This window comes from Arcicella sp. LKC2W, from assembly GCF_034931005.1.
Lineage (GTDB): Bacteria > Bacteroidota > Bacteroidia > Cytophagales > Spirosomataceae > Arcicella.
This window is the reverse complement of sequence record NZ_JAYGIN010000017.1, coordinates 34,018-59,153: the sequence shown is the minus strand read 5'-3', so window position 1 is coordinate 59,153 and position 25,136 is coordinate 34,018. Positions and strand designations below refer to the sequence as shown.

At 35.0% G+C, this 25,136-nt stretch carries 24 protein-coding genes and 1 tRNA gene; 12 read left to right on the top strand and 13 right to left on the bottom strand.

Translation table 11 applies throughout. The features are described 5' to 3' along the window. Positions 1 to 5: 5 nt before the first annotated feature. Both VB796_RS14370 and VB796_RS14365 read left to right on the top strand, forming a co-directional pair. On the top strand, positions 6 to 449 hold the full coding sequence (locus VB796_RS14370; protein ID WP_323347257.1) for a hypothetical protein: 444 nt from the start codon (positions 6 to 8) through the stop codon (positions 447 to 449). Between the two features lie 58 nt (positions 450 to 507). Next, positions 508 to 972, top strand: a complete 465-nt coding sequence (locus tag VB796_RS14365) for a hypothetical protein (RefSeq protein WP_323347256.1) — start codon at positions 508 to 510, stop codon at positions 970 to 972. A 65-nt stretch (positions 973 to 1,037) separates the two neighbouring features. Here VB796_RS14365 and VB796_RS14360 read toward each other — a convergent pair whose 3' ends face one another. Further along, complete coding sequence (locus VB796_RS14360; RefSeq protein ID WP_323347255.1) at positions 1,038 to 1,697, bottom strand: 3-oxoacid CoA-transferase subunit B; 660 nt, start codon at positions 1,695 to 1,697, stop codon at positions 1,038 to 1,040. 147 nt (positions 1,698 to 1,844) lie between these two features. On the opposite strand from VB796_RS14360, the gene VB796_RS14355 reads away from it, so the two are divergent. Further along, positions 1,845 to 2,867 (top strand): aldo/keto reductase, encoded by a 1,023-nt coding sequence (locus tag VB796_RS14355; protein ID WP_323347254.1) that lies wholly within the window; start codon positions 1,845 to 1,847, stop codon positions 2,865 to 2,867. 119 nt (positions 2,868 to 2,986) lie between these two features. Here the strand turns inward: VB796_RS14355 and proB are convergent, their stop codons facing one another. Beyond that, entirely contained in the window at positions 2,987 to 4,021 is a 1,035-nt protein-coding gene (gene proB, locus VB796_RS14350; protein ID WP_323347253.1) for a glutamate 5-kinase, read from the bottom strand. A gap of 204 nt (positions 4,022 to 4,225) precedes the next feature. Further along, the gene (aat, locus tag VB796_RS14345; protein WP_323347252.1) at positions 4,226 to 4,867 is read right to left on the bottom strand and encodes a leucyl/phenylalanyl-tRNA--protein transferase; all 642 of its coding nucleotides are present in this window, start codon (positions 4,865 to 4,867) and stop codon (positions 4,226 to 4,228) included. Positions 4,868 to 5,622: 755 nt separating this feature from the next. Between aat and VB796_RS14340 the strand changes: the two genes are divergently transcribed. The 6 genes from VB796_RS14340 (at position 5,623) to VB796_RS14315 (ending at position 11,909) form a co-directional block, all read left to right on the top strand. Continuing rightward, entirely contained in the window at positions 5,623 to 6,357 is a 735-nt protein-coding gene (locus VB796_RS14340) for a GNAT family N-acetyltransferase (RefSeq protein ID WP_323347251.1), read from the top strand. A gap of 655 nt (positions 6,358 to 7,012) precedes the next feature. After that, positions 7,013 to 8,212, top strand: coding sequence for an argininosuccinate synthase (gene argG, locus VB796_RS14335; RefSeq protein WP_323347250.1), 1,200 nt, complete (start codon positions 7,013 to 7,015; stop codon positions 8,210 to 8,212). A gap of 111 nt (positions 8,213 to 8,323) precedes the next feature. Next, positions 8,324 to 8,680 (top strand): four helix bundle protein, encoded by a 357-nt coding sequence (locus VB796_RS14330; protein ID WP_323347249.1) that lies wholly within the window; start codon positions 8,324 to 8,326, stop codon positions 8,678 to 8,680. A 124-nt stretch (positions 8,681 to 8,804) separates the two neighbouring features. After that, positions 8,805 to 9,758 carry an N-acetyl-gamma-glutamyl-phosphate reductase gene (gene argC, locus VB796_RS14325; RefSeq protein ID WP_323347248.1) on the top strand — a complete coding sequence of 318 codons (954 nt, stop codon included), beginning with the start codon at positions 8,805 to 8,807 and terminating at the stop codon, positions 9,756 to 9,758. A gap of 69 nt (positions 9,759 to 9,827) precedes the next feature. Continuing rightward, the gene (locus tag VB796_RS14320; RefSeq protein ID WP_323347247.1) at positions 9,828 to 10,694 is read left to right on the top strand and encodes a hypothetical protein; all 867 of its coding nucleotides are present in this window, start codon (positions 9,828 to 9,830) and stop codon (positions 10,692 to 10,694) included. Between the two features lie 90 nt (positions 10,695 to 10,784). Further along, positions 10,785 to 11,909: an aspartate aminotransferase family protein gene (locus tag VB796_RS14315; RefSeq protein ID WP_323347246.1), complete on the top strand. Its 1,125-nt coding sequence runs from the start codon at positions 10,785 to 10,787 to the stop codon at positions 11,907 to 11,909. A gap of 184 nt (positions 11,910 to 12,093) precedes the next feature. Here VB796_RS14315 and VB796_RS14310 read toward each other — a convergent pair whose 3' ends face one another. Next, positions 12,094 to 12,336: a hypothetical protein gene (locus VB796_RS14310; RefSeq protein WP_323347245.1), complete on the bottom strand. Its 243-nt coding sequence runs from the start codon at positions 12,334 to 12,336 to the stop codon at positions 12,094 to 12,096. A 501-nt stretch (positions 12,337 to 12,837) separates the two neighbouring features. Here VB796_RS14310 and VB796_RS14305 point away from each other — a divergent pair. Continuing rightward, positions 12,838 to 14,955 carry a peptidylprolyl isomerase gene (locus tag VB796_RS14305; protein WP_323347244.1) on the top strand — a complete coding sequence of 706 codons (2,118 nt, stop codon included), beginning with the start codon at positions 12,838 to 12,840 and terminating at the stop codon, positions 14,953 to 14,955. Positions 14,956 to 15,019: 64 nt separating this feature from the next. Here the strand turns inward: VB796_RS14305 and VB796_RS14300 are convergent, their stop codons facing one another. Together VB796_RS14300 and VB796_RS14295 are read right to left on the bottom strand one after the other, a co-directional pair. Next, positions 15,020 to 15,679: a DUF6966 domain-containing protein gene (locus tag VB796_RS14300; RefSeq protein WP_323347243.1), complete on the bottom strand. Its 660-nt coding sequence runs from the start codon at positions 15,677 to 15,679 to the stop codon at positions 15,020 to 15,022. A gap of 69 nt (positions 15,680 to 15,748) precedes the next feature. Continuing rightward, positions 15,749 to 15,822, bottom strand: a tRNA-Ile gene (locus tag VB796_RS14295). 145 nt (positions 15,823 to 15,967) lie between these two features. On the opposite strand from VB796_RS14295, the gene VB796_RS14290 reads away from it, so the two are divergent. Next, entirely contained in the window at positions 15,968 to 16,369 is a 402-nt protein-coding gene (locus VB796_RS14290) for a hypothetical protein (RefSeq protein WP_323347242.1), read from the top strand. A 78-nt stretch (positions 16,370 to 16,447) separates the two neighbouring features. Here the strand turns inward: VB796_RS14290 and VB796_RS14285 are convergent, their stop codons facing one another. The 7 genes from VB796_RS14285 to dnaN form a co-directional block, all read right to left on the bottom strand. Continuing rightward, complete coding sequence (locus VB796_RS14285) at positions 16,448 to 16,900, bottom strand: thioredoxin family protein (protein WP_323347241.1); 453 nt, start codon at positions 16,898 to 16,900, stop codon at positions 16,448 to 16,450. A gap of 54 nt (positions 16,901 to 16,954) precedes the next feature. Next, positions 16,955 to 17,332, bottom strand: coding sequence for a hypothetical protein (locus tag VB796_RS14280; protein WP_323347240.1), 378 nt, complete (start codon positions 17,330 to 17,332; stop codon positions 16,955 to 16,957). Positions 17,333 to 17,425: 93 nt separating this feature from the next. Then, complete coding sequence (gene pheT / locus VB796_RS14275; protein ID WP_323347239.1) at positions 17,426 to 19,852, bottom strand: phenylalanine--tRNA ligase subunit beta; 2,427 nt, start codon at positions 19,850 to 19,852, stop codon at positions 17,426 to 17,428. A 130-nt stretch (positions 19,853 to 19,982) separates the two neighbouring features. Then, on the bottom strand, positions 19,983 to 20,471 hold the full coding sequence (locus VB796_RS14270; protein ID WP_323347238.1) for a thioredoxin family protein: 489 nt from the start codon (positions 20,469 to 20,471) through the stop codon (positions 19,983 to 19,985). A gap of 215 nt (positions 20,472 to 20,686) precedes the next feature. Continuing rightward, on the bottom strand, positions 20,687 to 22,327 hold the full coding sequence (locus VB796_RS14265; RefSeq protein WP_323347237.1) for a TPR end-of-group domain-containing protein: 1,641 nt from the start codon (positions 22,325 to 22,327) through the stop codon (positions 20,687 to 20,689). Between the two features lie 100 nt (positions 22,328 to 22,427). Next, the gene (locus tag VB796_RS14260; RefSeq protein WP_323347236.1) at positions 22,428 to 22,592 is read right to left on the bottom strand and encodes a hypothetical protein; all 165 of its coding nucleotides are present in this window, start codon (positions 22,590 to 22,592) and stop codon (positions 22,428 to 22,430) included. Between the two features lie 25 nt (positions 22,593 to 22,617). Then, a complete protein-coding gene (dnaN, locus tag VB796_RS14255) occupies positions 22,618 to 23,742 on the bottom strand; it encodes a DNA polymerase III subunit beta (protein WP_323347235.1) in 1,125 nt (374 codons plus the stop codon). 433 nt (positions 23,743 to 24,175) lie between these two features. Between dnaN and VB796_RS14250 the strand changes: the two genes are divergently transcribed. Then, the gene (locus VB796_RS14250; RefSeq protein WP_323347234.1) at positions 24,176 to 24,943 is read left to right on the top strand and encodes a TerC family protein; all 768 of its coding nucleotides are present in this window, start codon (positions 24,176 to 24,178) and stop codon (positions 24,941 to 24,943) included. Positions 24,944 to 25,136 lie beyond the last annotated feature (193 nt).

Genomic DNA, 25,136 nt, shown 5'->3' with positions numbered 1-25,136 from the left:
TAAAAATGAGAAACAGCATTATTAAGTCTATTTTCCTTACTGGATTTACAATTATAACCGTATCCGCTTCAGCTCAGTATTTATCTATGCGTGAAGAACGTCCAAAGATAGACAAAAGCACTAAAAATTTATTTCAAGTCTCTGTCAATCAGGAAACAGCCAGCAATCTTAACTTTAGGATTGTCGTTAATAATCCTGCACAAGAACTTCTAAATGTTAACCTTAAAAATCAAAATGGTCAGCTTTTTCAAGATGATATTTTTCATCGCAGACCCAATTACTCCATGCTTCTTGGTCTTGAAAAATTAGAAGATGGCATTTACACCCTCTCAATTACTACCAACTACGAATCATTTACGAAAAATTTTGTTATTACCACAGAAGAATTGGGAACAAGAAATGGACAAATGTTTTTAGATAGAAAAGTAGAAATTTTAGATACCAAATAACGTTTATTTCAATTTTAACCCATAAATCTAAAACAATTTCCTAACCAACACACTTACCATGACAAAATCAACCAATATGATTTTGAAAGGTGCAGTAATTTCAGCCTTTTTTTTATGTACAATTTCGCAAGTTGACGCACAAACAACTTCAAATGACTCAAAGAAAAAAGTATCAAAAAATGCTGAAAATGCTTTTAAAGTCACACTTTCAGAAGATGAAAAAAATCCGTTAAACTTAAAAGTAAATATCAGTAATCCTTCAAAAGAAACGATGAAGGCATATTTACGCAGACGCAATGACTATACCTTCTTATTTGAAAAATTATTAGGTAAAGAAAATAAGGCTTCTATGCTTCTGGAGCTTTCTCCACTTGAAGACGACGAATATACCTTTGTTGTGAAAACAGAAAATAACTTTTTCATCAAACACGTTAGCCTTCAATCTGGTGATTTAACAACTGCCAAAGTGAATGGAAAAGAAGTGATGACAACCAATCGTACTATCGTTTTGAAAGATGAGTAAAAATAATAGCGTTCAGATTTTGTAGAAATTCTCAAAATCTGAACGCTATTATTTTTATCTAAATTTTAAACAAAACTCATTTCTACCACATCCTCACCTATAATTAGTTTTCCTTCTGTTGCTTTCTGAACATCTTCAATGGTAACACCTGGAGCCGTTTCTAACAGTTTAAATCCTCCTTCGGGCAGAACCTCTAATACTGCTAATTCAGTAACAATTTTCTTTACACAACGCAAACCTGTCAATGGTAATAAACACGTTTTCAACAACTTAGACTCTCCTGCTTTATTAATGTGTTGCATCGCCACAATGATATTTTCAGCAGAAGCCACCAAATCCATTGCTCCACCCATGCCTTTTACCATCTTTCCCGGAATTTTCCAATTAGCAATATCTCCATTTTCAGAAACTTCCATTGCTCCCAAAATAGTCAAATCAACATGACCACCCCGAATCATGGCAAAGCTTTCGGCAGAGCTAAAAAGTGACGAACCATCAACCATTGTAACCGTTTGTTTTCCTGCATTAATCAAGTCAGGGTCAACGTTTTCTTCAGTTGGAAAAGGACCAATTCCAAGCAACCCATTTTCAGATTGTAAAACAACATTTATATTTTCGGGGATATAATTTGCCACAAGTGTTGGTATCCCGATTCCTAAATTGACATAATATCCGTCTTTTACTTCACGAGCAATTCGTTGAGCAATTTGATTTTTATCTAACATCCGCTGATTGTTTTTGATTATCTTACAAAGAAACAAATAAACCGAATGTTAGTCCAAAAAAATCTAAAATTATCATCATATTTTTACTGAACCATTGAGTTTTAAAAGGCGTTCATCAAATAAGAAAAACATAAATCATCATTATCTATGAACTATAAACTATTAGGAAAATCTGGATTAAGGGTTGCAGAAATTGCGTTGGGAACAATGACTTTCGGAACAGAATGGGGTTGGGGAGCGGATTATGAAACATCAAAATCCATTTTTGATGCTTATGCCAATGCCGACGGCAATTTTATTGATACCGCCAATCGTTACACAGAAGGTACTTCCGAAAAAATGCTTGCCGATTTTATCAATACCGACCGTGACCACTTTGTTTTAGCTACAAAATATTCCCTTTTTGACCGTAAAGGTGACCCAAATTTTTCTGGAAATCACCGTAAAAATATGATTCGTTCGGTCAATGAATCACTAAAAAGATTAAAAACTGACTTTATAGACCTTTTGTGGGTTCACGCTTGGGATGGCACTACACCTGTTGACGAAATGATGCGTGGTTTAGATGATTTAGTTTCATCAGGAAAAGTGCAATATATAGGCATTTCGGACACGCCTGCTTGGGTCGTTGCACAAGCTAATACAATGGCAGATTTGAGAGGTTGGAGTCGTTTTGTGGGCTTACAAGTTGAATATTCACTGATACAACGCACCCCAGAGCGTGATTTATTACCTATGGCTAAGTCGCTCGATTTGGCAGTTACACCTTGGGCTCCATTGGCAGGCGGTGCATTGTCAGGAAAATATTTGAAAGGTGAAAAAGGGCGTGTACCAGACAATAGTTTACGAATAAATGAGCGTTCTCAGAAAATTGCTCAAGCCGTTGTAAATGTGGCAGAGGAGATGGGCGTAACTCCCGCACAAGTAGCATTAAACTGGTGCCGTCAGAAAAATCAGGTGGTAATTCCGATTGTTGGAGCAAGGTCTTTAACGCAAATTGAAGATTCTTTGGGTTGTGTAAATTTCAAATTATCTACCGAACAAATTATTAAATTAGACGAAGTAAGTAAGTTTGATTTAGGTTTTCCGCATGATTTTTTAGCTTCGGATAATGTAAAAAATATTCTTTCAGGCGATACTTGGGAGAAATTGGAAAATCATCGAGCGTAGATTAAACATTCTGTTTGAACTATGATTTGAAGGATAACTTAATTTTAAGGTTTTTTATCATCATAAAATTAAGTTAACTTAAAAATCGTAGTGCAGACAGGGTCACTTAAATGGGGGAACTACAAAACCACAATCTCATCAGCATTAGCCACTTCAAAGTTTTGCGTCTTCAAATTTGCGGCAATTACCTCCGACGATTCTCTTGCTCTGGCAATAGCAATGACGTTTTTCTTTTCGTCTAAAACCTCAAAAACCTCACCTTTATCAAATGAACCTATCACTTTTTTGATACCCACTGCCAACAAACTTTTTCTATTCTCTAAAGCATTGCTCGCTCCTGCATCTACTTGTACTTTTCCCGCAATTAGACTGCCCGAAGCCAACCATTTCTGGCGAGCATTTAACGCTACTTTTTCAGGAGAAAAACTTGTACCATTCTGATTTTCAATCGCTTTCAACATTCCGTCTATCGGCTTCATACCAAAAATAACTACTCGTGTACCCATGCGTGTAGCCATACGAGTATAAGTTAATTTAGAAATCATACCGCCCAAACCTAAAGAAGACTTATCGTCATTAGCTAATCCAAGCACTGAAGAATCCACCTTCGGAATAAAAGGAATAATATTTTTATCAGCATCCAAAAGTCCACCAACAGAAGTACATAAAAGCAATGTATCTGCCCCAAAACCAGTGGCAATCAGCGTTGCCAATTCATCATTATCGGAGAATTTTAATTCTAAATTACTAACCACATCATTTTCATTGGCAATTGGAATAATACCATTTTTCCAAAGTTCTTGATAGGTTTCTTTCAATTGTAAAAACTGATTTCTGTTGGCAAAATGATGTCTTTCACACAAACTTTGAGCAACGGTAATTCCGTATTTTGAGAAATATTGTGTGTATTTTGCCAACAATAAAGGATTACCAATGGCAGCGGCAGCTTTGCGTTCTGAAATTGTCCCTTTATAATTTTGGATAAACCCTCTCCCTGCTCCTACTGCCCCCGACGACACCATAACAATCTGATAATCAACATGAAGAATCGAAATCTGACGAGCTATTTCTTGCAAAATATCTTCATTTAACTCGCCTGTTTTATGCGTAATTGAAGCAGTCCCAAATTTTATAACGATGATTGGTTTAGACATTTCTAAATATATGATTGAAGAATAATGGAATGAGTGATTAATTTTACCCTGCAAAAATACGAATTATACTGAAAACATTTAGATTTACGAAAGTGTATTGATTCGCCTTTTTGAAAATCCATGTTTAGTGGTATTCGCCTTTTCGCAAATCACTTTTTGTTCAGTATATCTTTTCTCTACAAACGGCTATTCTTTCCTTTTCTATCAAACCCTAAAGAGATGCTCTAATGATGATTCAGTAAATAGACAACGCTTCTCAAGTGATTTTTTGAGAGCTTTTACATATTCTCCACGAGGAATTTCAATTGCACCAAAACGACGAACATTATCATTAATAAATTGAGTATCAAGCAATTCAAACTCTTGACACTTTAAAATTTCCATTAAATAATGAAACGCAACTTTTGAGCCATCGGGTACTTTATAAAACATTGATTCCCCAAAAAAAGCTCCTCCAATAGAAACACCATAAAGACCTCCAACTAAACGGTTTTCAATATACGTCTCAACAGAATAAGCCAATCCCATTTGGTGTAATTCGCAATAGGCTTCAATAATTTCTTCCGAAATCCAAGTTTCGTCATCTCCTTTTCGAGCAGCGGCACAATTTCTCATGACACCCTCAAAGTCGGTATTAATTCTTACCTCAAAAGTTTTTTTATTAAGGACAGGACGCAACGATTTGGGCGGTTTATAAGTATCAATCGGAATTATGGCTCTTGGGTCTGGCGAATACCAATATAACGTCCCATCAGTATCTGCCATCGGGAAAATACCATTCATGTAGCCATAAATTAGGTCATCTGCTGTGAGCTTATTTGTATTTATTTTCGGAGAAACAGACATTCTTTAATGTTAAGTATTTTGTACTAATTAAAATTAAGTAATCATCTCAAACTTCAAGCCTAATTTTCACTTCAATCTTAATATAACGCACAACATTTCATTTTTAGGTTTATCAATGCCATATTTTCATAAAAGCATTTATCAATTTTATAAAAAATATCTCTAAAATCCAAATATTACTAACCCGAAAAATGACTAATTATTTGATTTTTAATACCTTAACGATATATCCGATTCTTTTTCCATTAAAATACATTGAGTAGTGAAAGAATGAAACTTTTTGATATTTTTCATAAATAACGGGAGATAGCACCAAAATGTTTTCAAAGATAAATTATTATAAATCTTTATAAAAGAACAATAAAAACAGGTCTGTATCACTTTTAAACACCGATTCTTAGTCGCCTTCATATCCTAAAAAAAATAAAAACGCAAAAAAACATTGCATCTTCCATTTTGTTTTGGTAAACTTTGCATGATTATTCGATTTCAAGCATTTCAAGGTCGGTTAATTTATTAATAAAAATGGAATACGAAGTAAAATTCATATCATATTCTTATCTCCCCACACCTATTTTTAGGTGTACGTTCTTCCGTAGGGTCTGATACCCTAATGCATTTTTGTCTGTCTATGTGACGGATATTTTATCGAAATATTTTTCGTGTATTTATTAACAATCTAAGGCTTTCTATTAAGCCATAGTTATTCATCATCTTGTTTTTTTACTCAAAAACAATTTTAGCTAAAACTTATAGTGGAAAAAGAATCAGCTTCTGAGGTTTTAACCAATAATTATACAGTTCAAGTTGCTACAACTGAACATTTACATCTTGCTGAAGCCATTTGTTACGAAATGGAAGAATCTGCCAAAGCTCGTGGAACTGGTATTGCCAAACGTTCTCCCGAATATCTTCGTGATAAAATCAACGAAGGGAAGGCAATTATCGCTACCGATGATGCAGGTGAATTCATTGGTTTTTGTTACGTAGAAACATGGGAACATGGAAAATTCGTGGCAAACTCTGGACTCATCGTAAAACCCGAATGGCGTAAATATGGCATTGCCAAAGCCGTAAAAGCAAGAGCTTTTGAATTATCAAGAAGTAAATATCCTGATGCCAAAATCATTGGTATTACTACGTCGTTGGCGGTGATGAAAATTAACTCTGAATTGGGTTATGAACCAACTACTTTCTCAGAATTACCAGTAAATGATGCTTTCTGGAATGGTTGTAAATCATGCGTAAATTACGACGTTTTGACTCGCACCGACCGTAAGCATTGCTTATGCACAGGTATGATTTTCGACCCAGAGTGGGAGAAAAACAAAGCCAAAAGAGAAAGCGAAGCCATAAAACAACCACAACAAGAAGAACACGAACCGTGGAATTTCTTGAAAGACGTAAAAGTATTAGAACGCTTGAAGTCTATCAAAGAAAAGATGTTTTTGAAAATGCAAGCTAAAAGAGCTGAGAGACAGGCGGTTTAGGGATATTACAAACTCTCGATTAGTAGCTCGCATCTTGTCCACAATGGAATTGGAAGCACTGTTTAGTAGCTCGCATCTTGCGAGTTACTGGTATTAACAGGCTTCCAGCCTAATTTTATGTAATTGTATAGGCTGGAAGCCTGTTAATACTAATCACTCGCAAGATGCGAGCGATTGATGGGGAGCTTAAAACACCAACAAAAGTAAAAATGGGTCGAAAAATTTCTATATTACTTTTCGTATTAGTACAGATTATTGTTTATGCTTTTTTCTTAATATATATTTTACTTGGTTTAGCATTCTATTACGATATTGATTCTGATGTCAGAGGGGAGATTGGGTTCAGTAAAGCAGACAAACTAACAATTATTGGTTTTCTTTCATGGACAATATTCAGTATATATCTACTTGGAATTATCAGACGTTTACCTCGGAAATAATGGACAAATGATGACCAAACCAAAAGTAATCTTAGCATTTTCGAGAGCTTTCCTCGCCGTTGTCTGTGTCTCCACAGACAACCATGCCAAATTAAATTGATATAGTCGTCTGTGGAGACACAGACAATGGCAGTAAAAAACTATTTACAAAACGACTTTAAAATAAATTCAAAAATACCAGCCCATCACAATTTACGTGGTGCTGACAACAAAAAATGAGTAAACCAAAAGTAATCTTAGCATTTTCGGGAGGGCTTGATACCTCCTTTTGTGTAAAATATCTATCCGAAGACCGTGGATTTGAAGTACATTCTGCCCTTGTAAATACAGGCGGTTTCAGCGATGAGGAATTGAAAGACATTGAGCAGAAAGCCTACGGTTTGGGCGTTGCCAGTCACGTAACATTGGATGTAGTTGAAAAATACTACAATGATTGTATTCGCTACATGGTATATGGTAATGTTTTGAAAAACAATACTTATCCGCTTTCAGTATCAGCAGAGCGTGTTTTCCAAGCAACTGCCGTAGCTGAATATGCTAACAAATTAGGTGCAAAAGCCATCGCACACGGAAGTACAGGAGCAGGAAACGACCAAGTTCGTTTTGATGTGGTTTTCCAGATTATGGTTCCTGATGTGGAAGTAATTACGCCAATCCGTGATTTGAAATTATCTCGTGAAGCAGAAATTGAATATTTGAAAGGAAAAGGCGTTGTTCGTGATTGGACAAAATCTACTTATTCAATCAACAAAGGACTTTGGGGAACATCGGTTGGCGGAAAAGAAACTTTGACTTCAAACGGATATTTACCAGAATCTGCTTGGCCAACGCAAGTGACTAAAACAGGCGAAGAAACGGTAAAATTACACTTTGAGAAAGGTCAATTAGTGGGAATCAATGGCGAGACAATGTCACCAGTTGCGGCAATTTGTAAATTAACTGACATTGCAGCTCCTTATGGCGTTGGTCGTGACATTCACGTGGGAGACACAATCATCGGTATTAAAGGACGTGTTGGTTTTGAAGCCGCTGCTCCTTTATTGATTATCAAAGCTCACCATTTATTGGAAAAACACACGCTTACCAAGCAACAATTATACTGGAAACAGACTCTGGGGGAATCTTACGGAACAATGCTCCACGAAGGACAATTCTTAGAGCCTGTCATGCGTAATTTTGAAACCTTCTTGGCTGATACTCAAGACAATGTAACGGGAACGGTTAATATTCATTTAGCACCATATCGTTATCAAATGATTGGAATTGAATCTAAATACGATTTGATGTCGTCTATTTTTGGAACTTACGGAGAGATGAATAATTCGTGGACAGGTGATGATGTAAGAGGATTCTCAAAAATTGTTTCAAATCAGACGATGATTCATCGGAAGGTGACGGATTATGCGGGGAAATAAAGAAAGTTTATGAGTCAAGTGTTTATGAGTTTATCTTTCTAAGAAGTATTCTCATAGGCACTTAATCAATATTTTCTTTGATAAAAATTCTACAAACCACATCAATATATTATGCAAAACTACAAAGACCTCAAAGTATGGCAGAAATCACACCGTATTGTTCTAAAAGTTTATCAACTCACGAATGGCTTTCCTAAAAGTGAAGTTTACGGCTTGGTAAGTCAATATAGACGAAGTGCGGTTTCTGTTTCAGCAAATTTGGTAGAAGGATGTGGCAAATATTCATCAAATGATATTGCTAATTTCTTTCAGATTGCACTTGGTTCACTCCATGAAAGTGAATATTACAATTTATTAAGTAAAGATTTAGCTTATATCTCTGAAGAGGAGTACAAAAACTTAGAGGAACAATTTAGAGAAGTTAAGGCTATGTTGGTTGCATTAATAAAAACTGTTCGGAATAAATAGTTTACGGGTTAATTTTATGCAGTACAATTAAAGGAAACATGAGTAAAGAAAATATATCTATCTTACAAATTGTCATCTTTAGCACTCATAAACTCATAAACTCCTGAACTCATAAACTAAAAAAATGAAAATAGGAATAATAGGCGGTGCAGGATATACAGGAGGCGAATTACTCAGAATTTTAATCCATCACCCCGAAGCAGAAATAGTTTACGTAAACTCAAAATCGCAAGCAGGAAAACCTGTTTATAATACGCACACTGATTTATTAGGCGATACAGATTTACGCTTCTCCGACGACTTACATACCAACGTTGATGTTATTTTTCTTTGCTCTGGACACGGAGAATCTAAGAAATTTTTAGCGGCAAATCCTGAATTCAAATCAGTTAAAATCGTTGATTTAAGTACCGACTACCGTGACCAATCGGAAGGTTTTGTGTATGGTTTGGCAGAATTGCAACGTGATAAAATCCGTCAGGCAAATCATATTGCTAATCCAGGATGTTTTGCGACTTCCATTGAATTGGCTTTATTGCCTTTGGCTCAAGCGGGTTTAATCCATGACGATGTTCATGTGTCGGCAGTTACGGGTTCTACGGGGGCGGGACAAAGCCTTTCGCCAACAGGGCATTTTTCTTGGAGAAGCAATAACATTTCCATTTATAAAGCCTTCACGCATCAGCATTTAACGGAAATCGGCATGGTGATTTCTTCTTTTCAAGGAACAAATCCAACGGTTAATTTTATTCCGTATCGTGGTACTTTCACTCGTGGAATTATGGCAAATGTTTATACCAAGTTTTCGGGAACATTAGCAGAAGCAACTGAACTTTATAAAAATTATTATCAATCGCACCCATTCACACACGTAAGTGATGTAGCTGTGGATGTGAAACAAGTAGTTAATACCAACAAATGTTTAATCTCTTTAGAAGTTCACGATGGTAATTTATTGATAACCAGCATCATCGACAACCTTACGAAGGGAGCATCAGGACAAGCGGTTCAGAATATGAACTTGATGTTTGGTCTTGATGAAAAAACAGGATTAGGTTTAAAATCTGTTGGAATGTAATCGTAACACAGACTTCAATCTGTTAAATTCCAAGCAGACTAAAATCTGTGTTACTAATAAACCCACAAAATGCAAAAGCTATTATTACTAATCTTACTGCTCAATTCAATAGTTTTCAACAGTTTAGGACAAGAAAAGAAACCATATAGTCGCAAAGGAGAATATTACTTTTTTTGGGGATATAACCGTTCAGAATACGCCAAATCAGATATTACATTTAAAGGAATTGGTTATGAATTTACGTTAAAAGATGTGGTTGCCAATGATTTACCAATTCCATTTAGTGCGGAAGAATATTTAGACATAACCAGACTTTCTATTCCACAGTATAATTTCAGAGTTGGTTATTTCTTCAAAGACCATTGGGCAGTTTCATTTGGTTCAGACCACATGAAATACGTAATGGTCAACGAGCAAATGTCAACCATTTCGGGGCATATTTCAGCACAGGTTTCTTCTCCTGCGATTGACGTTCAAGCAATAAATCCTGCCTATGTTGGGGATTTTGACAATCAACCCTTTAAAATAAATAAGGATTTTTTGACTTACGAACACACCGACGGTTTTAACTACGTCCATTTTGAACTCGACCGTTATGACCGCCTTTGGAAAGCCAAAAATGATATTCAGGGCGTTGATTGGCTTGTAGGCGTGGGTGCAGGAACTTTAATTCCACGCACAGATTCTTATCTTTTTAAAGTCGGTAAAAATAACCATTTCAATTTTGCAGGCTATGGTTTTTCTGCCAAAACTGGATTACGATTTGACTTATCACGAAGGCTCTTTTTCCAAACGGACGTGATGGGAGGATTCGTTCGGATGACCAACGTTCATACAACTGGTAGAGACGACACAGATTATGCTCAACAAAGCATTTGGTTTGGTCAGTTCTATGGAGCATTGGGTTACAAATTTGGAAGACATAGAAATAAATAAAATAGTTATTGGTTATCAGTTACTGGTAAACAAGCACAGTACTGCTTTGCTTTACTGATAACCAATAACTAATAACCAATAACTGATACAATGAATCTTTTTAATGTATATCCACTTTACGACATTACTCCTGTTAAAGCTCAAGGGAGCAAATTATGGGACAAAAATGGCGTAGAATATCTTGACCTTTATGGAGGTCATGCCGTAATTTCAATTGGACATTCTCACCCACATTATGTACAGAAATTAACGGAACAATTAAGCAACTTAGGATTTTACTCAAACTCAGTAAATATTCCCATTCAGCAAGAATTAGCTACCAAATTGGGCGAGCTTTCGGGCTATGATGATTATGAGTTATTCCTTTGTAATTCGGGAGCAGAAGCCAACGAAAATGCTTTAAAAACAGCATCATTTTATAATGGTCGTAAAAAAGTAATTGCTTTTTCAAAAGCGTTTCATGGAAGAACGGCAGGTGCAGTAGCGGTAACTGATAATAAAGCAATTATCGCCCCTATCAATTACGACGAACACGTAACGTTTTTACCTTTTAATGACGTTGAAGCTCTAAAAGAAAACATCACGGAAGAAGTTTGTGCGGTTATTGTAGAAGGAATTCAAGGCGTTGGAGGAATTAATGTTTGTTCTGACGAATTTTTGAAAACTGTTCGTGAAATGTGTGATAAAACTGGAGCCATTTTAATTTTGGATTCAGTTCAGTGTGGATACGGTCGTTCAGGAAAATTCTTCTCGCATGATTTCTCTGGAATTCGTCCTGATATTATGACTACTGCCAAAGGAATGGGTAATGGCTTTCCAATTGGTGGCGTATTAATTTCTCCAAAATTCAAGGCAAAATTTGGAATGTTAGGCACCACTTTCGGAGGAAATCACTTAGCTTGTGCGGCAGCAGTAGCGGTTTTAGATGTGATGAAAGACGAGAATTTAATGGAAAATGCCACTCAAAAAGGAGAATATTTATTTGAAAATTTAAAGCAAATAAATGGCATCAAAGAACTTCGTGGACGTGGCTTGATGATTGGTATTGAATTTGAAAAACCAGTCGATGCCATTAGAGATACATTATTGTTTGAACACAAAATTTTCTGTGGTTACGCAGGTAAAAATACACTCAGACTTTTACCAAGTTTAGCTTTAGGACAAGCGGAATGTGATAGATTCTTAGAAGCGTTATCGCAAACAGTAAAAGTGTAGCATTTAGTTATTAGTGCTATAACGTACTATTAATCATAAACTAATTTAAAATATAAAAAGGCTGATAATTGATTTATCAGCCTTTTTTATTTGCGATTAAGTAATAGGACAAAACACCATTTTTAAATCCCACAAACCATTGATAATCAATCTTATAATAATTGTAATTCGTCATTATACTTACTTATATCGGAGAATCTTCTTCAGCTAAAATTTTAGTAATTATTTTTTTCCATACAATCGTTTCTTCTTTGCTAATAATTTTCTCTTCTGTTGAATTTTCAGATTTACTAACACTCTCTAATCTTTTATAAGTTAATCCATTCATCACAGATTCGTTTCTCCATAAATCAATTGTAATACTATCCTCTTCGGAAGTTTCCCCACGAAAATGCCTTGCCAATAATATGTAGTCTATTTTTAACATTAGGGCTAATTCAGATTTTATGAAAATAAAAACGCCGTAAAACAGGCGACTTATTTAGCGAAATAATTACAGTTTATATAATTGAAGACTGAAAATTAGTGAATAGGTAACAGAAATTGAATAAAAAAACTTAAAAAAACTCTCGAATCTGACAGATGCAAGTAGAAATTTTCAATTCACTGACTTTTACGATTTATAAATCCTAAAAGAGATGATTATCAAATACTTATCGGTCTAATTAGCAATTAATAAACCATTAAAACAACCCTCCTTATCGTGTATAGTATATTTTTGGCAAGGGTTTTGTAAAAGAGGTATCAGCAATAGACCGCCATACATTTTGATATTAACTCAGAATGTGATTATTTTGCGTTTCTTTTGCGTTTCTTTTGCGTTATTTTAAACGTAATTAAAAGAAACTTTCATTAATAATTTTGTATTACAATATGTCTTTCTGAAAGAGAGGCAAACAGCAGATAACAAATAAATAACTATTTAAAAATGGCATTAATTACCAAAATTAGAGAGAAGTCGGGAGTGGCAGCAGCAGCTATTGCTATCAGTTTAATTCTCTTCCTTATCGGTGGGGATATTTTCCAAGGTCGTTCAAGCTTCTTTGGCGGCTCAAGTGATGTTGTGGGAGAAATTGGTGGTGAAAACATCAAGTTTCAGGATTTCCAAAAGAAGGTTGAAGAACTTTCTCAAAACTATACACAACAGGCTGGTCGTGGTCCGGGTGAGCAAGAATTAGCTCAAATGCGTGAACAAGTTTGGAATCAATACATTATGGATTTGGCTTATGGAAAAGAGTACGAATCTTTAGGATTAGCGGTTACGCCAAAAGAATTAGTTGACATGGTTCAAGGTGAAAATATTCACCCTTCGGTACGTCAACAATTTACAAATCCACAAACAGGGCAGTTTGATAAAAACTACGTTATTCAGTTTTTGAAAAACTTCAAAACGATGCCAGTAGCACAACAACAAGCATGGGCAAATTTTGAAAAATCATTAAGCCAAGACCGTTTGAGAAGCAAGTATGAGAATTTATTGAGAATGTCAACCTACACAACTAACGCAGAAGCTCAGAAAGAATATACTGCTCAAACTGCTAAAGTTGACGTTCGTTATTTGTATGTTCCATTCTATTCAGTTGCTGATTCTGCGATTAAAGTATCAGACTCACAATTGGAAGAATATTTGAATAGCCACAAAGACCTTTTCAAAGGACAAAGCACTCGTTCTTTACAGTATGTTACTTTCCCTGTAATTCCTTCAAAAGCCGATACAGCATCTTTTTATAACGACATTAAGCGTTTAGCAAAAGAATTAGCGGTAACAAAGAATGATTCAGCTTTTGCAATGATGAATTCAGACGTGAAAACGCCATACTATGCTACTTTAGCTGAAATTCCAGAAGCAGTAAAAGGTTCTTTAAGTTCAATGGTAGTTGGAGGTATTTATGGCCCTTTCAAAAACGGTTTATCATATTCAATCTATAAATATGGTGGTGTTCAGAAAGATTCATTATACACAGTTCGTGCAAGCCATATCTTAATCAATGCAGACAAAAACGCACCAGATTCAGTAAAAGCTGCAGCTCGTAAACGTGCTGAGGGAATCTTAGGACAAATTAAAGGTGGTGCATCTTTTGAAGCGATGGCACAACAGTTTGGTTCAGACGGAACAGCTCAACAAGGTGGAGATTTAGGTTATTTCAAAAATAATGGTGGAATGGTTAAGTCGTTTGAAAACGCAGTATTTGGTTATTCAGGAACAGGTTTGTTACCAGGTCTTGTTGAAACAGATTTCGGTTATCATGTAGTAAAAGTTACAGAAGCTAAAACTAACACTCGTTATAAATTAGCAGCAGTTAACCGTACAATCTCTCCAAGCCAAGCTACAATGGACGAAATATTACGTAAAGCAGATGCTTTTGCTTCAGCAAATGATACTAAAGATAAATTTGAAGCAGCTTTGAAAAAAGATAAATCATTATTGATGCTTCGTGCTGACAAAATCCAAGAAGGAGCAACTGGTGTAAATAACTTGCAAAATGCTCGTGATATTGTTCGTTGGGCATTTAATAACGATACTAAAATAGGTGAGGTTTCAGAAGTTTTCCAAAATGACAATCAATATATCGTTGCTCTTGAAACTGGTGCAACAAGCAAAGATGTTGTGAAAGTTGATGACTTCCGTGATGAATTGACTGCTCGTGTTAGAGGTGATTTAAAAGCAGAGCAAATCACGAAGAAATTAGGTGGTATTTCAGGTACTTTAGAGCAAATTGCTCAGAAGTATGGTGCAGGTGCATTAGTTGAAACAGTAAGCGATTTAACGCTTGCACAAGGTGTATTGACAAGTGCAGGTGCTGACCCAACTGCATTAGGAAAAGCATTCGGTTTAAAAGTAGGACAAAAATCTAAGCCTTTCAAAGGAGAAGCAGGTGTATTTGTAATGGAAACAACAAAATCTACTCCAGCTCCAGCTATTGCAGATTTGACAATGTATAAAAATTCAGCAAAAATGATGGCAGCACAAAGAACATCATTCTATATCAACGAAGCAATCAAAGAAAATGCTAAAGTGGTTGATAACAGAGCTAAGTTTTATTAAGATTTGAATACATAAAAACAAAGAAAGCACCTCAAATGAGGTGCTTTCTTTGTTTTATACTGTTTTACTTTTTTAAAGGTAAATTATCATTAGCTTCAACGATTTTTGTTTCATTTTCCAATAATTCCCACCGATACGCACAAGTTTCATTACTGCCACATTTCGGACATTTCCACTGCCAATTAGTATCATCACTCAAAGTAATACTTGCCTCAATAATTATCTTTTTGATAGCGTTTCTCTTATTTGTAATAAATTCAGAAGTTAGTATTTTATCAACATCAATTAAATCTACCAATTGATTTTTATTGATATATTCGACAAAAAGCTTCGGAATAAAATATGACGCAACGTAAGCCTCAACGTCTGTTATTGTGATTTTAGCATTTCCACAAGCTAAACATCTCCACCCGCTGATTATGTGAGAATCATTTTGCATTCGGTCGAGAATAGTTGCTAAAGAATCCCCAGAAGCAAGTCCGTAAGCGAGTGATTGAAAAGCTCCAAAAATTCTCCCTTTCCACAAACCACCAATATCATTATTGCCAATAACTACATCATTAAATGACCCCATTCCACCATAAGCATGCAAATGATGTTCGACACTTTTTGAAGTTTCCCATAATTTCATATCCTCTTGCATCCATTTTTCCCAATGGTCGTAGCCTTCAGTTTTAAGGATTTGGGATAATATTTCTAACGATATTTTATAGTAATCAGTCATAAAGCGAAGAAAGGATTTGCCGATATAACAAAAAAGGACTTATAATCAATTGATTATAAGTCCTTTAAGTGGGCCCACTTGGAATCGAACCAAGCACCTACTGATTATGAGTCAGTTGCTCTAACCGAATGAGCTATAGGCCCTACAAAGCGTTTAATTTCTTTGTAGTGCAAATTTACAGCTTTATGACCATTTCTACAAAATATGTTTTTAATTTTTCCGTTAAACCTTTAATATTATCTGTTATCTAACCAGAAAAATCAATAAATATATTAATCCACATTAAGCATGAAAAAGAAATTAGTATTGGCTTTAGGTATTTTTGCAGCCACATTTGCTCTTAGCACAGAATCAGTAAAAGCCCAAGATGGTAGAGGGGAACGTTCACAACAAAATTTAACTCCTGCTCAAAAAGTAGATAATCAAATTCAAAGATGGACAAAGGCTTTGAATTTGTCAACAGACCAAGTTGGTCAAATTAAACCATTATTATTAGAATTAAATCAGAAAAGAGAAGCGATGCGTGATGCCCCTGACAAACGTGCTGCTATGAAGGAAATGAAAGATTTGGTAACATCGCAAGATGAAAAAATGAAAACAATTCTTTCTGCTGAGCAATATACCAAATATGAAGATATTAAAGATGAGGCAAAAGACCGTATGAAAGGTAAATTTGGAAGAAGAAACTAATTTTAGCGAGTAACAAAAAGAGGGAAGATTGTAGATTAAAAGTATCTACAATCTTCCCTCTTTCATTTTAACTTAAATCTACTTCCCGTATTTTTTAGCTTCTTTTAATATTGCCCCTGCTGCTCCAGAAACTGGATTTGGCACACCTACAATTGTCTTTTTCACCTTTCCAGAAGCATCTAAGAAATAAAGTGTTGGATAACCTTCAACTGGATATTGTTGGGCTACTGCTGGGCCTTCTCCGTTTTCGTAATCCATTGCTACGCAAACATATTTTGAATTCATGTAATCACCTAATGCTTTATCCACAAATACCTGCTTTTTTAGCATTTTGCAAGGTCCACACCAAGTAGTGTAGCAGTCCATCATCACCATTTTATTTTCTTTTTTAGCTTTCGCTAAGGCTTCTTTAAAGGTTCCGTTAAAGAATTGGATTCCTGTGGTTCCGTCTTTTTTAGCTGGATTTTTTCCCGCAAAAACACTGATTGACAAAACAATAAGTAAAGCGGTTAAGAAATTTGATTTTAACATTTTATTATTTTTTTAAATTTGAATTATATACGAATAATTATGACAAATATTATGCTATACTAATTGCATTTTTGCAACCTTCGGGTCGACAATAGCTACATCGTGTTCAAAATCTAATTTTATTCTCCATTTCTGCATTGTTGCGGCACCAATAATAGCCTCTTCACTCAATCCAGGAATCACTAAAAATTCATCCGATAAAAGTACATCGTCCATATAAAAGTCAAGACTTACTCTTTGTGTTACTTCAATATAATGTCCTTCAGCGGCAGTACCCATCATACGAATACGCCCCAATTGAGTTGGGTTTTCTAAATTTTCTAAATACTCTGGGTTTATACATGAAAGATTTGCCCCAGAATCATAAAGGGTATAAAGATGCTTTTCGCCTAATGAGCCTGCAAAAAGTAAAGGTTGTTTGATAATTGACATAGCTTTTTTGTTAATTTTAAAGTAGGTAAAACTCAATTGATATGCTAAAAATAAGGGTTTGTAAACTTATCTACAAACCCTTATACCTAAATATTATTTCCGAATCACCGCCCCAATTTCCTTCTCAAATGCTCCCATCAATTTCTCCATTGTTTTGTCGATAACTTTATCGGTAAGCGTTTGTTCGTAATCTTGTAAAGTGAAACTCACCGAATATGATTTTTTACCTTCACCTAAATTATCGCCTTGATACACGTCAAAAACATTGATTTGCTTCAACAAATTTTTCTCATAATTACGAGCAAATTTCTGAATTTGGTCGAAACTTACCGTTTTGTCAATTACTAATGAAAGGTCACGACGCACTTCTGGGAATTTCGGTAATTCAGCAAAAACCGCCTTATCATTATATTGTTTGAATAAATAATCCCAATCAATATCCGCAAAGAAAACGTGTTGTTTTACTTCTGCTTTTTTGGCTACGTTTGGTTTAACTAAACCTAATTTCACGACTTCTTTCTTATTCACTAAATAACTCAAACCATATTCGAAAGTAGCCGAATTTTCAAGAGGTTTACTGTCGAAATTTTTCACACCAAGACTGCCCAAAACTTTATTCACCGCACTTGCAAGCGTATGGAATGCTACTTTTTGAGATTTCATTTGCCAAGTTTCATTTTCGGTATTACCCGTAATAAAAATGGCTAAATGACGTTTTTCTACGTATTTATCGTTGATTTTATGGTACGTTTTTCCGAAATCAAATACTCGTAAATCTTTCTGGCGACGGTTGATATTATAAGCCAACACTTCCAAACCTGAGAACAACATTGTCTGACGCATTACGCCCAAATCTTCTGAAAGTTTATTCAAAATTTCAACGTTATCATTCGGCAAATCAGCCTTGATTAATTCTGCATAAACAGGTTTCGTCAAAGAGTTGGTAATGATTTCGTTGAAACCATTGGCTGCCAAAATTTGTGACAATTTCAATTGTAAATTATCACGGTCTTTCGCAGGAAAACTCGAAAGATAATCCGTTCCTAAATTCTCTGAAAGTTCGATATTGTTGAAACCATAAATACGTAAAATTTCTTCAATTACGTCTGCTTCACGGGTCACATCTACTCGGAATGGAGGCACAATTGCCGTAAATCCATCTTCATTTTCATCCTGAATTTGAATATCCAAAGCCGTCAGAATATCTTTAATCAGCGTTTTTTCTAACTTTTTACCAATCAAACGATCAATATTTTTGTATAAAACCTTGATGTTAAAATCAGCAATTGGAGAAGGATAAAAATCTGTAACTTCCGAAGCCACTACGCCACCCGCCAATTCTTGAATCAACAAAGCAGCGTGTTTTAAAGCAAATAATTTTGCCTTTGGGTCTGTTCCACGCTCAAAACGGAATGAAGCATCTGTTTTCAAGCCATGACGTTGAGCCGTTTTACGTACAGAAGCAGGGTCGAAATACGCCACTTCTAAATAAACACGAGTAGTTTCTGGCTTAATTCCAGATTTCATTCCACCAAAAACTCCAGCAATTCCAACAGCTTCTTCAGCATCACAAATCATTAAATCGGTTTCACCCAAAGTACGCTCAACTTCATCTAATGTTGTAAATTTTGTACCTGCTTCCAATGTTTTTACAACAATTTTCTGCCCTTTGATAGCGTGCCAATCATAAGCGTGCATTGGCTGACCAAGTCCGTGACAGATATAATTGGTAATATCCACAATGTTATTGATTGGACGCAAACCTATGGTTTCCAAATACTTACGTAACCACTCTGGCGAGTCTTGCACTTTTACGCCATCAATCGTTACTCCGCAAAAACGAGGACAATCTTCTGGTTTTTCTACGACTAATTCAATCGGGAAATTATTATTTTCAACTTTGAAATTTTCAACCGAAGGCAACGTGATAGCTCGACCCGTTTTTGCTTTCACGTCACGAGCAACGCCCCAATGCGAAGCCGCATCAGCACGGTTTGGTGTCAAACCAATTTCAACTAACAAATCTGCTTCTAAGTTGAAATATTGTGCAGCAGGCGTTCCGTTTGGAAGCTCAGTATCAAGTACCAAAATTCCGTCATGTGATGTTCCTAAACCCAATTCGTCTTCGGCACAAATCATTCCTTCCGAAAGATGTCCATAGGTTTTTTTGCTCGTAATCTGGAAAATTGCTTTACCTGCGGCATGGTCATAAAGCGTAGTGCCAACAGTTGCTACAATCACTTTTTGTCCTGCATCCACGTTAGATGCACCACAAATTACTTGCGAAGGCGTACCCGTACCGATGTCCACCGTTGTGAGACTCAATTGTTTTTCTTTAACTTCAAAACGTTCGCAAGTAAGGACTTCGCCCACCACAAAACCTTGTAAACCACCCAAGATAGCCTCGTGGCGTTCGATAGATTCTACTTCTAAACCTGTACCTGTCAAAAGCTCATCTAATTCTTGAGCATTTTCATTTATTTCTACAAATTGTTTAAGCCAATTAAGAGATATTTTCATTCTTGCAATGGTGATTGAGTGAATGAGTGAATGAGTGAATATTTACACACAAAACCCGATTGCAAAGTTACAATAAAAAAAAGCCTTCACAAATTGCGAAGGCTTCGTATTATTAAACTATTTACTAAGGCTACATTGATTTTCTGACGGTTTGTTCTGCTTTTGCTAACAATGCCTCCGCTCCTATTCCGCCTACTTGATGATTGACTACTCTGCCGTATTTATCCAAAAACAAAAGCGTTGGATAGGCTTCTATTCCGTATTTTTTTGCAATAGTTATTCCTTCTGGCTTTTCCATGTCAATGGCCAAACAGATATAATTTTGCTTCATAAAATCCCCTAAATTGGCATCTTTAAAAGTATATTGTTTCAAGGTTTTACAAGGGCCACACCACGTAGTATAGCAATCTACAAAGATTAGCTTATTTTCAGTTTTTGCTTTTTCTAAACCTGCTTGCAATGTTCCTTCAAAAAAAGTAACTCCTTGTTCTTGAGGTATTTCTGCAATAACTTCTTCTTCCGTTTTTGTAATTACGGGTGCTTGTTGAACCGTTTTACAGCCCGAAAGCCAAGTTAAAGAAACGAATATAGCAAAAATGAATACTTGTGTTTTTTTCATGTGTCTGTGTCTTTGTACCTAAACGAAAAAGACTTGATAGATATTATTTCTATCTCTACACTTTCAAGAATCTTGCCAATTATCAGATTGAATTATTTAATTAATTTTTATTAGTTCAGAAAAAATAAAATAGGCTTACGAAACATATTCGCAAGCCTGTTACTTCACCTCAAATTACTCAATTATTGCCTTCTGAAAAGATTAATAGCATTATTTTACCTATATTTGTTTAACAAATTCATAAAATCAATATCCGTTTTTAAATCTTTCCAATCATCATCATCTTCAATATGTTTAATAGAAATTCCCTTATTTATTAATGATTTTTCTAAATATGCTAAAGCATTATTTTTGTCTTTACGAACGGCAAACAAACAGGCAAGGTTATATACACCTCCACCTAATTCAATGCCTTTTTTTAATACTTCTTCTGCTTTAATGAGTAACTGTTCACCTCCTTTTAATCTAAATAATTGTAATAATGTATTTCCCCAATTAGAATAAATAACGACATTATTAAGATTTAACTCACTTGCTTTTTTGTATTTTTCAATTGATTCTAAAAATAAAGATTCATCGCCTTTTTGTTTAGCTAAATCAGATAATGCACATCCCCAGTTATTATAAATAATACCATTATTAGGATTTAGTTCACTTGCTTTTTGGTATTTTTCAAAGGATTCTAAAAATAAAGATTCATTTCTTTTTAGTTTAGCTAAATCAGATAAGCTATTTCCCCAGTTATTAAAATACTCAGATAGTTCTTCTTTCGCATCAATATAGTTATGAGTTATTATTTCATTTTCAAACTCCTTCGCTTGCTCTTCACTAAAATCGCCTTTAATATAAGCATCAATAATATTTTGGTTCAAGGCTTCAATAGTTCTTTCATTTTCAAAGGTGTCAATAGCTTTTGAAATTCTACTATTGCAAACTTTTATCAAATTAGCGGTTTGCTTGCTCAGGTCGTCATTTTCATTCAACTCATTCACACTCTGCATCATAGATTTTAAGAAAGAAAATGGTTTATAAAAAATATCAGGAGCTTTGAGGTTAGGGTCTAATCTGTTTAATTCGGCATGAAGTTTCAAAAAGAATGAATCGGCATAATAGCCTTCTATTTTATGAGCATTTACATTGGGAGTTTCTAAAAAATCAATCACGTGCTTGTCGTCCACAGCATTCAGTTGCTTCTTAACCCAAAACAAATCATTAGAAAAACTCCCTAATGCTTTAATTTTTTCAAAGATGCCATCGTTACCACTATAACCTATCACAACCCACGTTCTTCGGGTTTTGATGGTATTGAATAAGTTTAAAATTTCATCTTCAACTTTTATAAGTTCTTCCTCATTGTTTAACAACCACTGCCCAAAATATTGCCCGTGCAGATATATGACAGAATTGGTACGGATATCAGTAGTGGTGATTGTTTTGATGTTAGAAATATCATAAACAGGGGGCAAGAAATTAAATAGTGTACACGCCTTTAAAATCAGGTCATCAAAATTGACAGTAACGATATAATCTACATAGCCTAATTTCAGTAATTGAGCTAAATAGACATTGGCAATATTGAGTTTTACTTTATCTCTTGTAACATAATCATGAAACAAATCTCTTCTTTCATCGGCAGTTAAAGCACCCATCAACTGATAATAATCGTTACTGGTGTTTTGCTTTATAATAGGATTTTTTCTGAATTTTAATTTGATATGTCTAACGATAACATGAGTAAGCGGAATGCCTGCAGAAACAGAAGCACCCGCCCCTAAAAAAACGATAGCATTATCTTTTCGGTCTTGTTTGGCTTTGTCTAATAGGTAAGCTAAATATTCTATAGAGTTCTTATTCATGCGGTTATTGCCTATTTATCTGCGTAAATTATACGCTAATATATGATTATAAAGCCCTTAAAGCAAAACAGGCTTGCGAATATGTTTCGCAAGCCTGTTTTTATAAATATCCTTCTCTTTTTAATTCAAGTAAGAAATCTTTTGCAGGAGTTGTTTTCATCTTCCCCGCCTCAATCAATTTCATCTCTTCAAAACCTTCTTTAATTGTTGTCCAAGTTTTTTTCTGAGAAGGCGATAATTCATCTTCAAGAGAGTTATTTTTCATTTTTAACTGATAACTGTTTACTGAATTACGCATAAGTATTCAACATTACTGGCATTACCAATAATAAAATATCTTCGTTTTCTTTTTTGTCAGAAGGAATGATTAAGCCTGCACGGTTTGGTTGTGACATTTCCAACGAAATCATGTTTGAGCTGATGTTACCCAACATTTCTACCATGAATTTTGCGTTGAAGCCAATTTCCATTTCTTCGCCGTCATAGTCGCACATGAGTTTTTCGTTGGCTTCGTTTGAGTAATCCAAATCTTCCGCTGAAATAACTAAGTCATTTTTCGCTAATTTCAAACGAATTTGATGCGTTGTTTTGTTTGAATAAATTGAAATACGTTTCAATGAACCTAAAAACTCTGCACGATTAATCATCATGACATTTGGATTGTTCTGAGGAATCGCATTTTCATAGTCAGGGAAACGCTCGTCGATTAAACGGCAAATCATTCTGATATTATTGAAACTGAAAAACGCATTGGCTGAACTAAAATCTGCCGTAACGGTGGTATCGTCAGATGGCAACGTTGATTTTAACAAGTTTAATGCCTTACGTGGAATAATCATCGTAGAATCATATTCAGATTTTACGTCTGCTCTTCTGTAACGAATCAAACGGTGTCCGTCAGTGGCTACGAAATTGGTGTATTCTGGTGATAATTGTACGTAAACACCCGTCATGGCTGGACGTAAATCGTCATTTGAAACGGCAAAGATTGTATTCGCAATTGCTGCTGCTAATACATCAGCAGGAATTTGTACCGAAAGACTTTTAGTTACTTGTGGTACTTTCGGGAAATCTATCGGATTTTCGCCCGATAATTTATAGCGACCATTTTCGGTAATAATTTCTGTTCCGAAAGTTTCACTATCAATTTTGAACGTAATTGGTTGGTCGGGTAAACCACGAAGGGTATCCAACAACAAACGAGCAGGAACGGCAATTGCACCAGAATCGGTTGACTCAATTGTCAATGTCGTAATCATAACAGTCTGTAAATCAGAGGCTGTTACGGTAAGTTGAGATTGGTCAATTTGGAACAAAAAGTTCTCCAAAATTGGAACAATTGGGTTGTTAGCGATAACGCCATTAACTGCCGAGAGCTGTTTTAGTAAGACTGAAGAAGATACGACGAATTTCATTATTGAAATATATTTTTAGGAAAATGTCAGGGGAATAATTTAAAAACTAACAATGAGTCACCAAAATTTATACCATTACAGTAGAAGAATTGTTCTGTAAATGGCATACACTAAATTTAATATGACATTGAAATTATAAAATCTGTTACAAAACTACAAATTAACCCTGACTTTTACTCATATTGGGTTTAAAGGTCTAATTTTTTTTATAAAACTATTCATAAAGATTTTACAAGAAAAAACATCGTAATATAACCATTTATAAAGAAATGAGTTTTGAATATCCCCGAATCTCAATATTTTTGTAGAAAGGAGTTATAAGTAGTTATTGGGAATTGGTTATTAGTAGATTGGTTCTCATAATTAAGATTTCAGAGTTTAGTGCTAAAATCAGCAACTCATTATTCGTTAAACTAAATAAACCAAAACATCAATGAATTTTCAAGAATTACTTTCAGCCGACAATATTGTTAGTTTAATCACCCTGACTTTCCTCGAAATTGTATTAGGAATCGACAACATCATTTTTATCTCAATTGCCGCTAATAAATTATCCAAAAAAGACCAACCTAAAGCTCGAAATATCGGTATGCTCTTGGCAATGGGTTTTAGGGTCATCCTATTATTTGGGTTGTCATTTATTATTTCTCTACAAGAACCTTTTACACACATTAATTGGGGTTGGTTTCATGCAGGAATATCAGGACAGAGCTTAATTTTATTCATTGGTGGATTATTTTTATTGTACAAAGCAACGTCAGAAATTCATGAGAAGTTGGAAAAACACGAACATGAAGCGAAACCAAAAACCTCTGCTTCAGATAAATTAACGGCGGTTGTTATTCAAATTGCTTTGATTAATATTGTTTTCTCGATTGATTCTATTCTTACGGCTATCGGTTTAACGCAGGTTTTACCAATTATGATTGCCGCTGTGGTGCTTTCTATTTTTATTATGATGGGTTTCTCTGGGCCAGTGGGCGAGTTTGTGAATCGTCACCCTTCTATTCAAATGTTAGGTATGGCATTCTTGATTATGATTGGTTTTATGCTCATTGCTGAGGCTGCTCATAATGCCAATGTTTCTATTTTAGGCTCGCACATTGGGGCTGTTCCCAAAGGATATTTATACTTTGCCATTGCTTTCTCTTTATTGGTGGAAGTCTTGAATATTAAAGTTAGAACGAAAGAAGAAGCGTAGTATATTCTCAAAATTAAAGCCGTTAATCGTAAATCACTTTACTTTTAACGGCTTTTTATGGTAAATAGGTTTGATAAATTATGATGAAGTATATTTCAATGCCTTTTAAAATAAAATGTAACAGGTGTAGAGATATTCAACCATTATCCCAATTTATATTTGAATTCATTTTATAATCTTCGGTGATTTTATA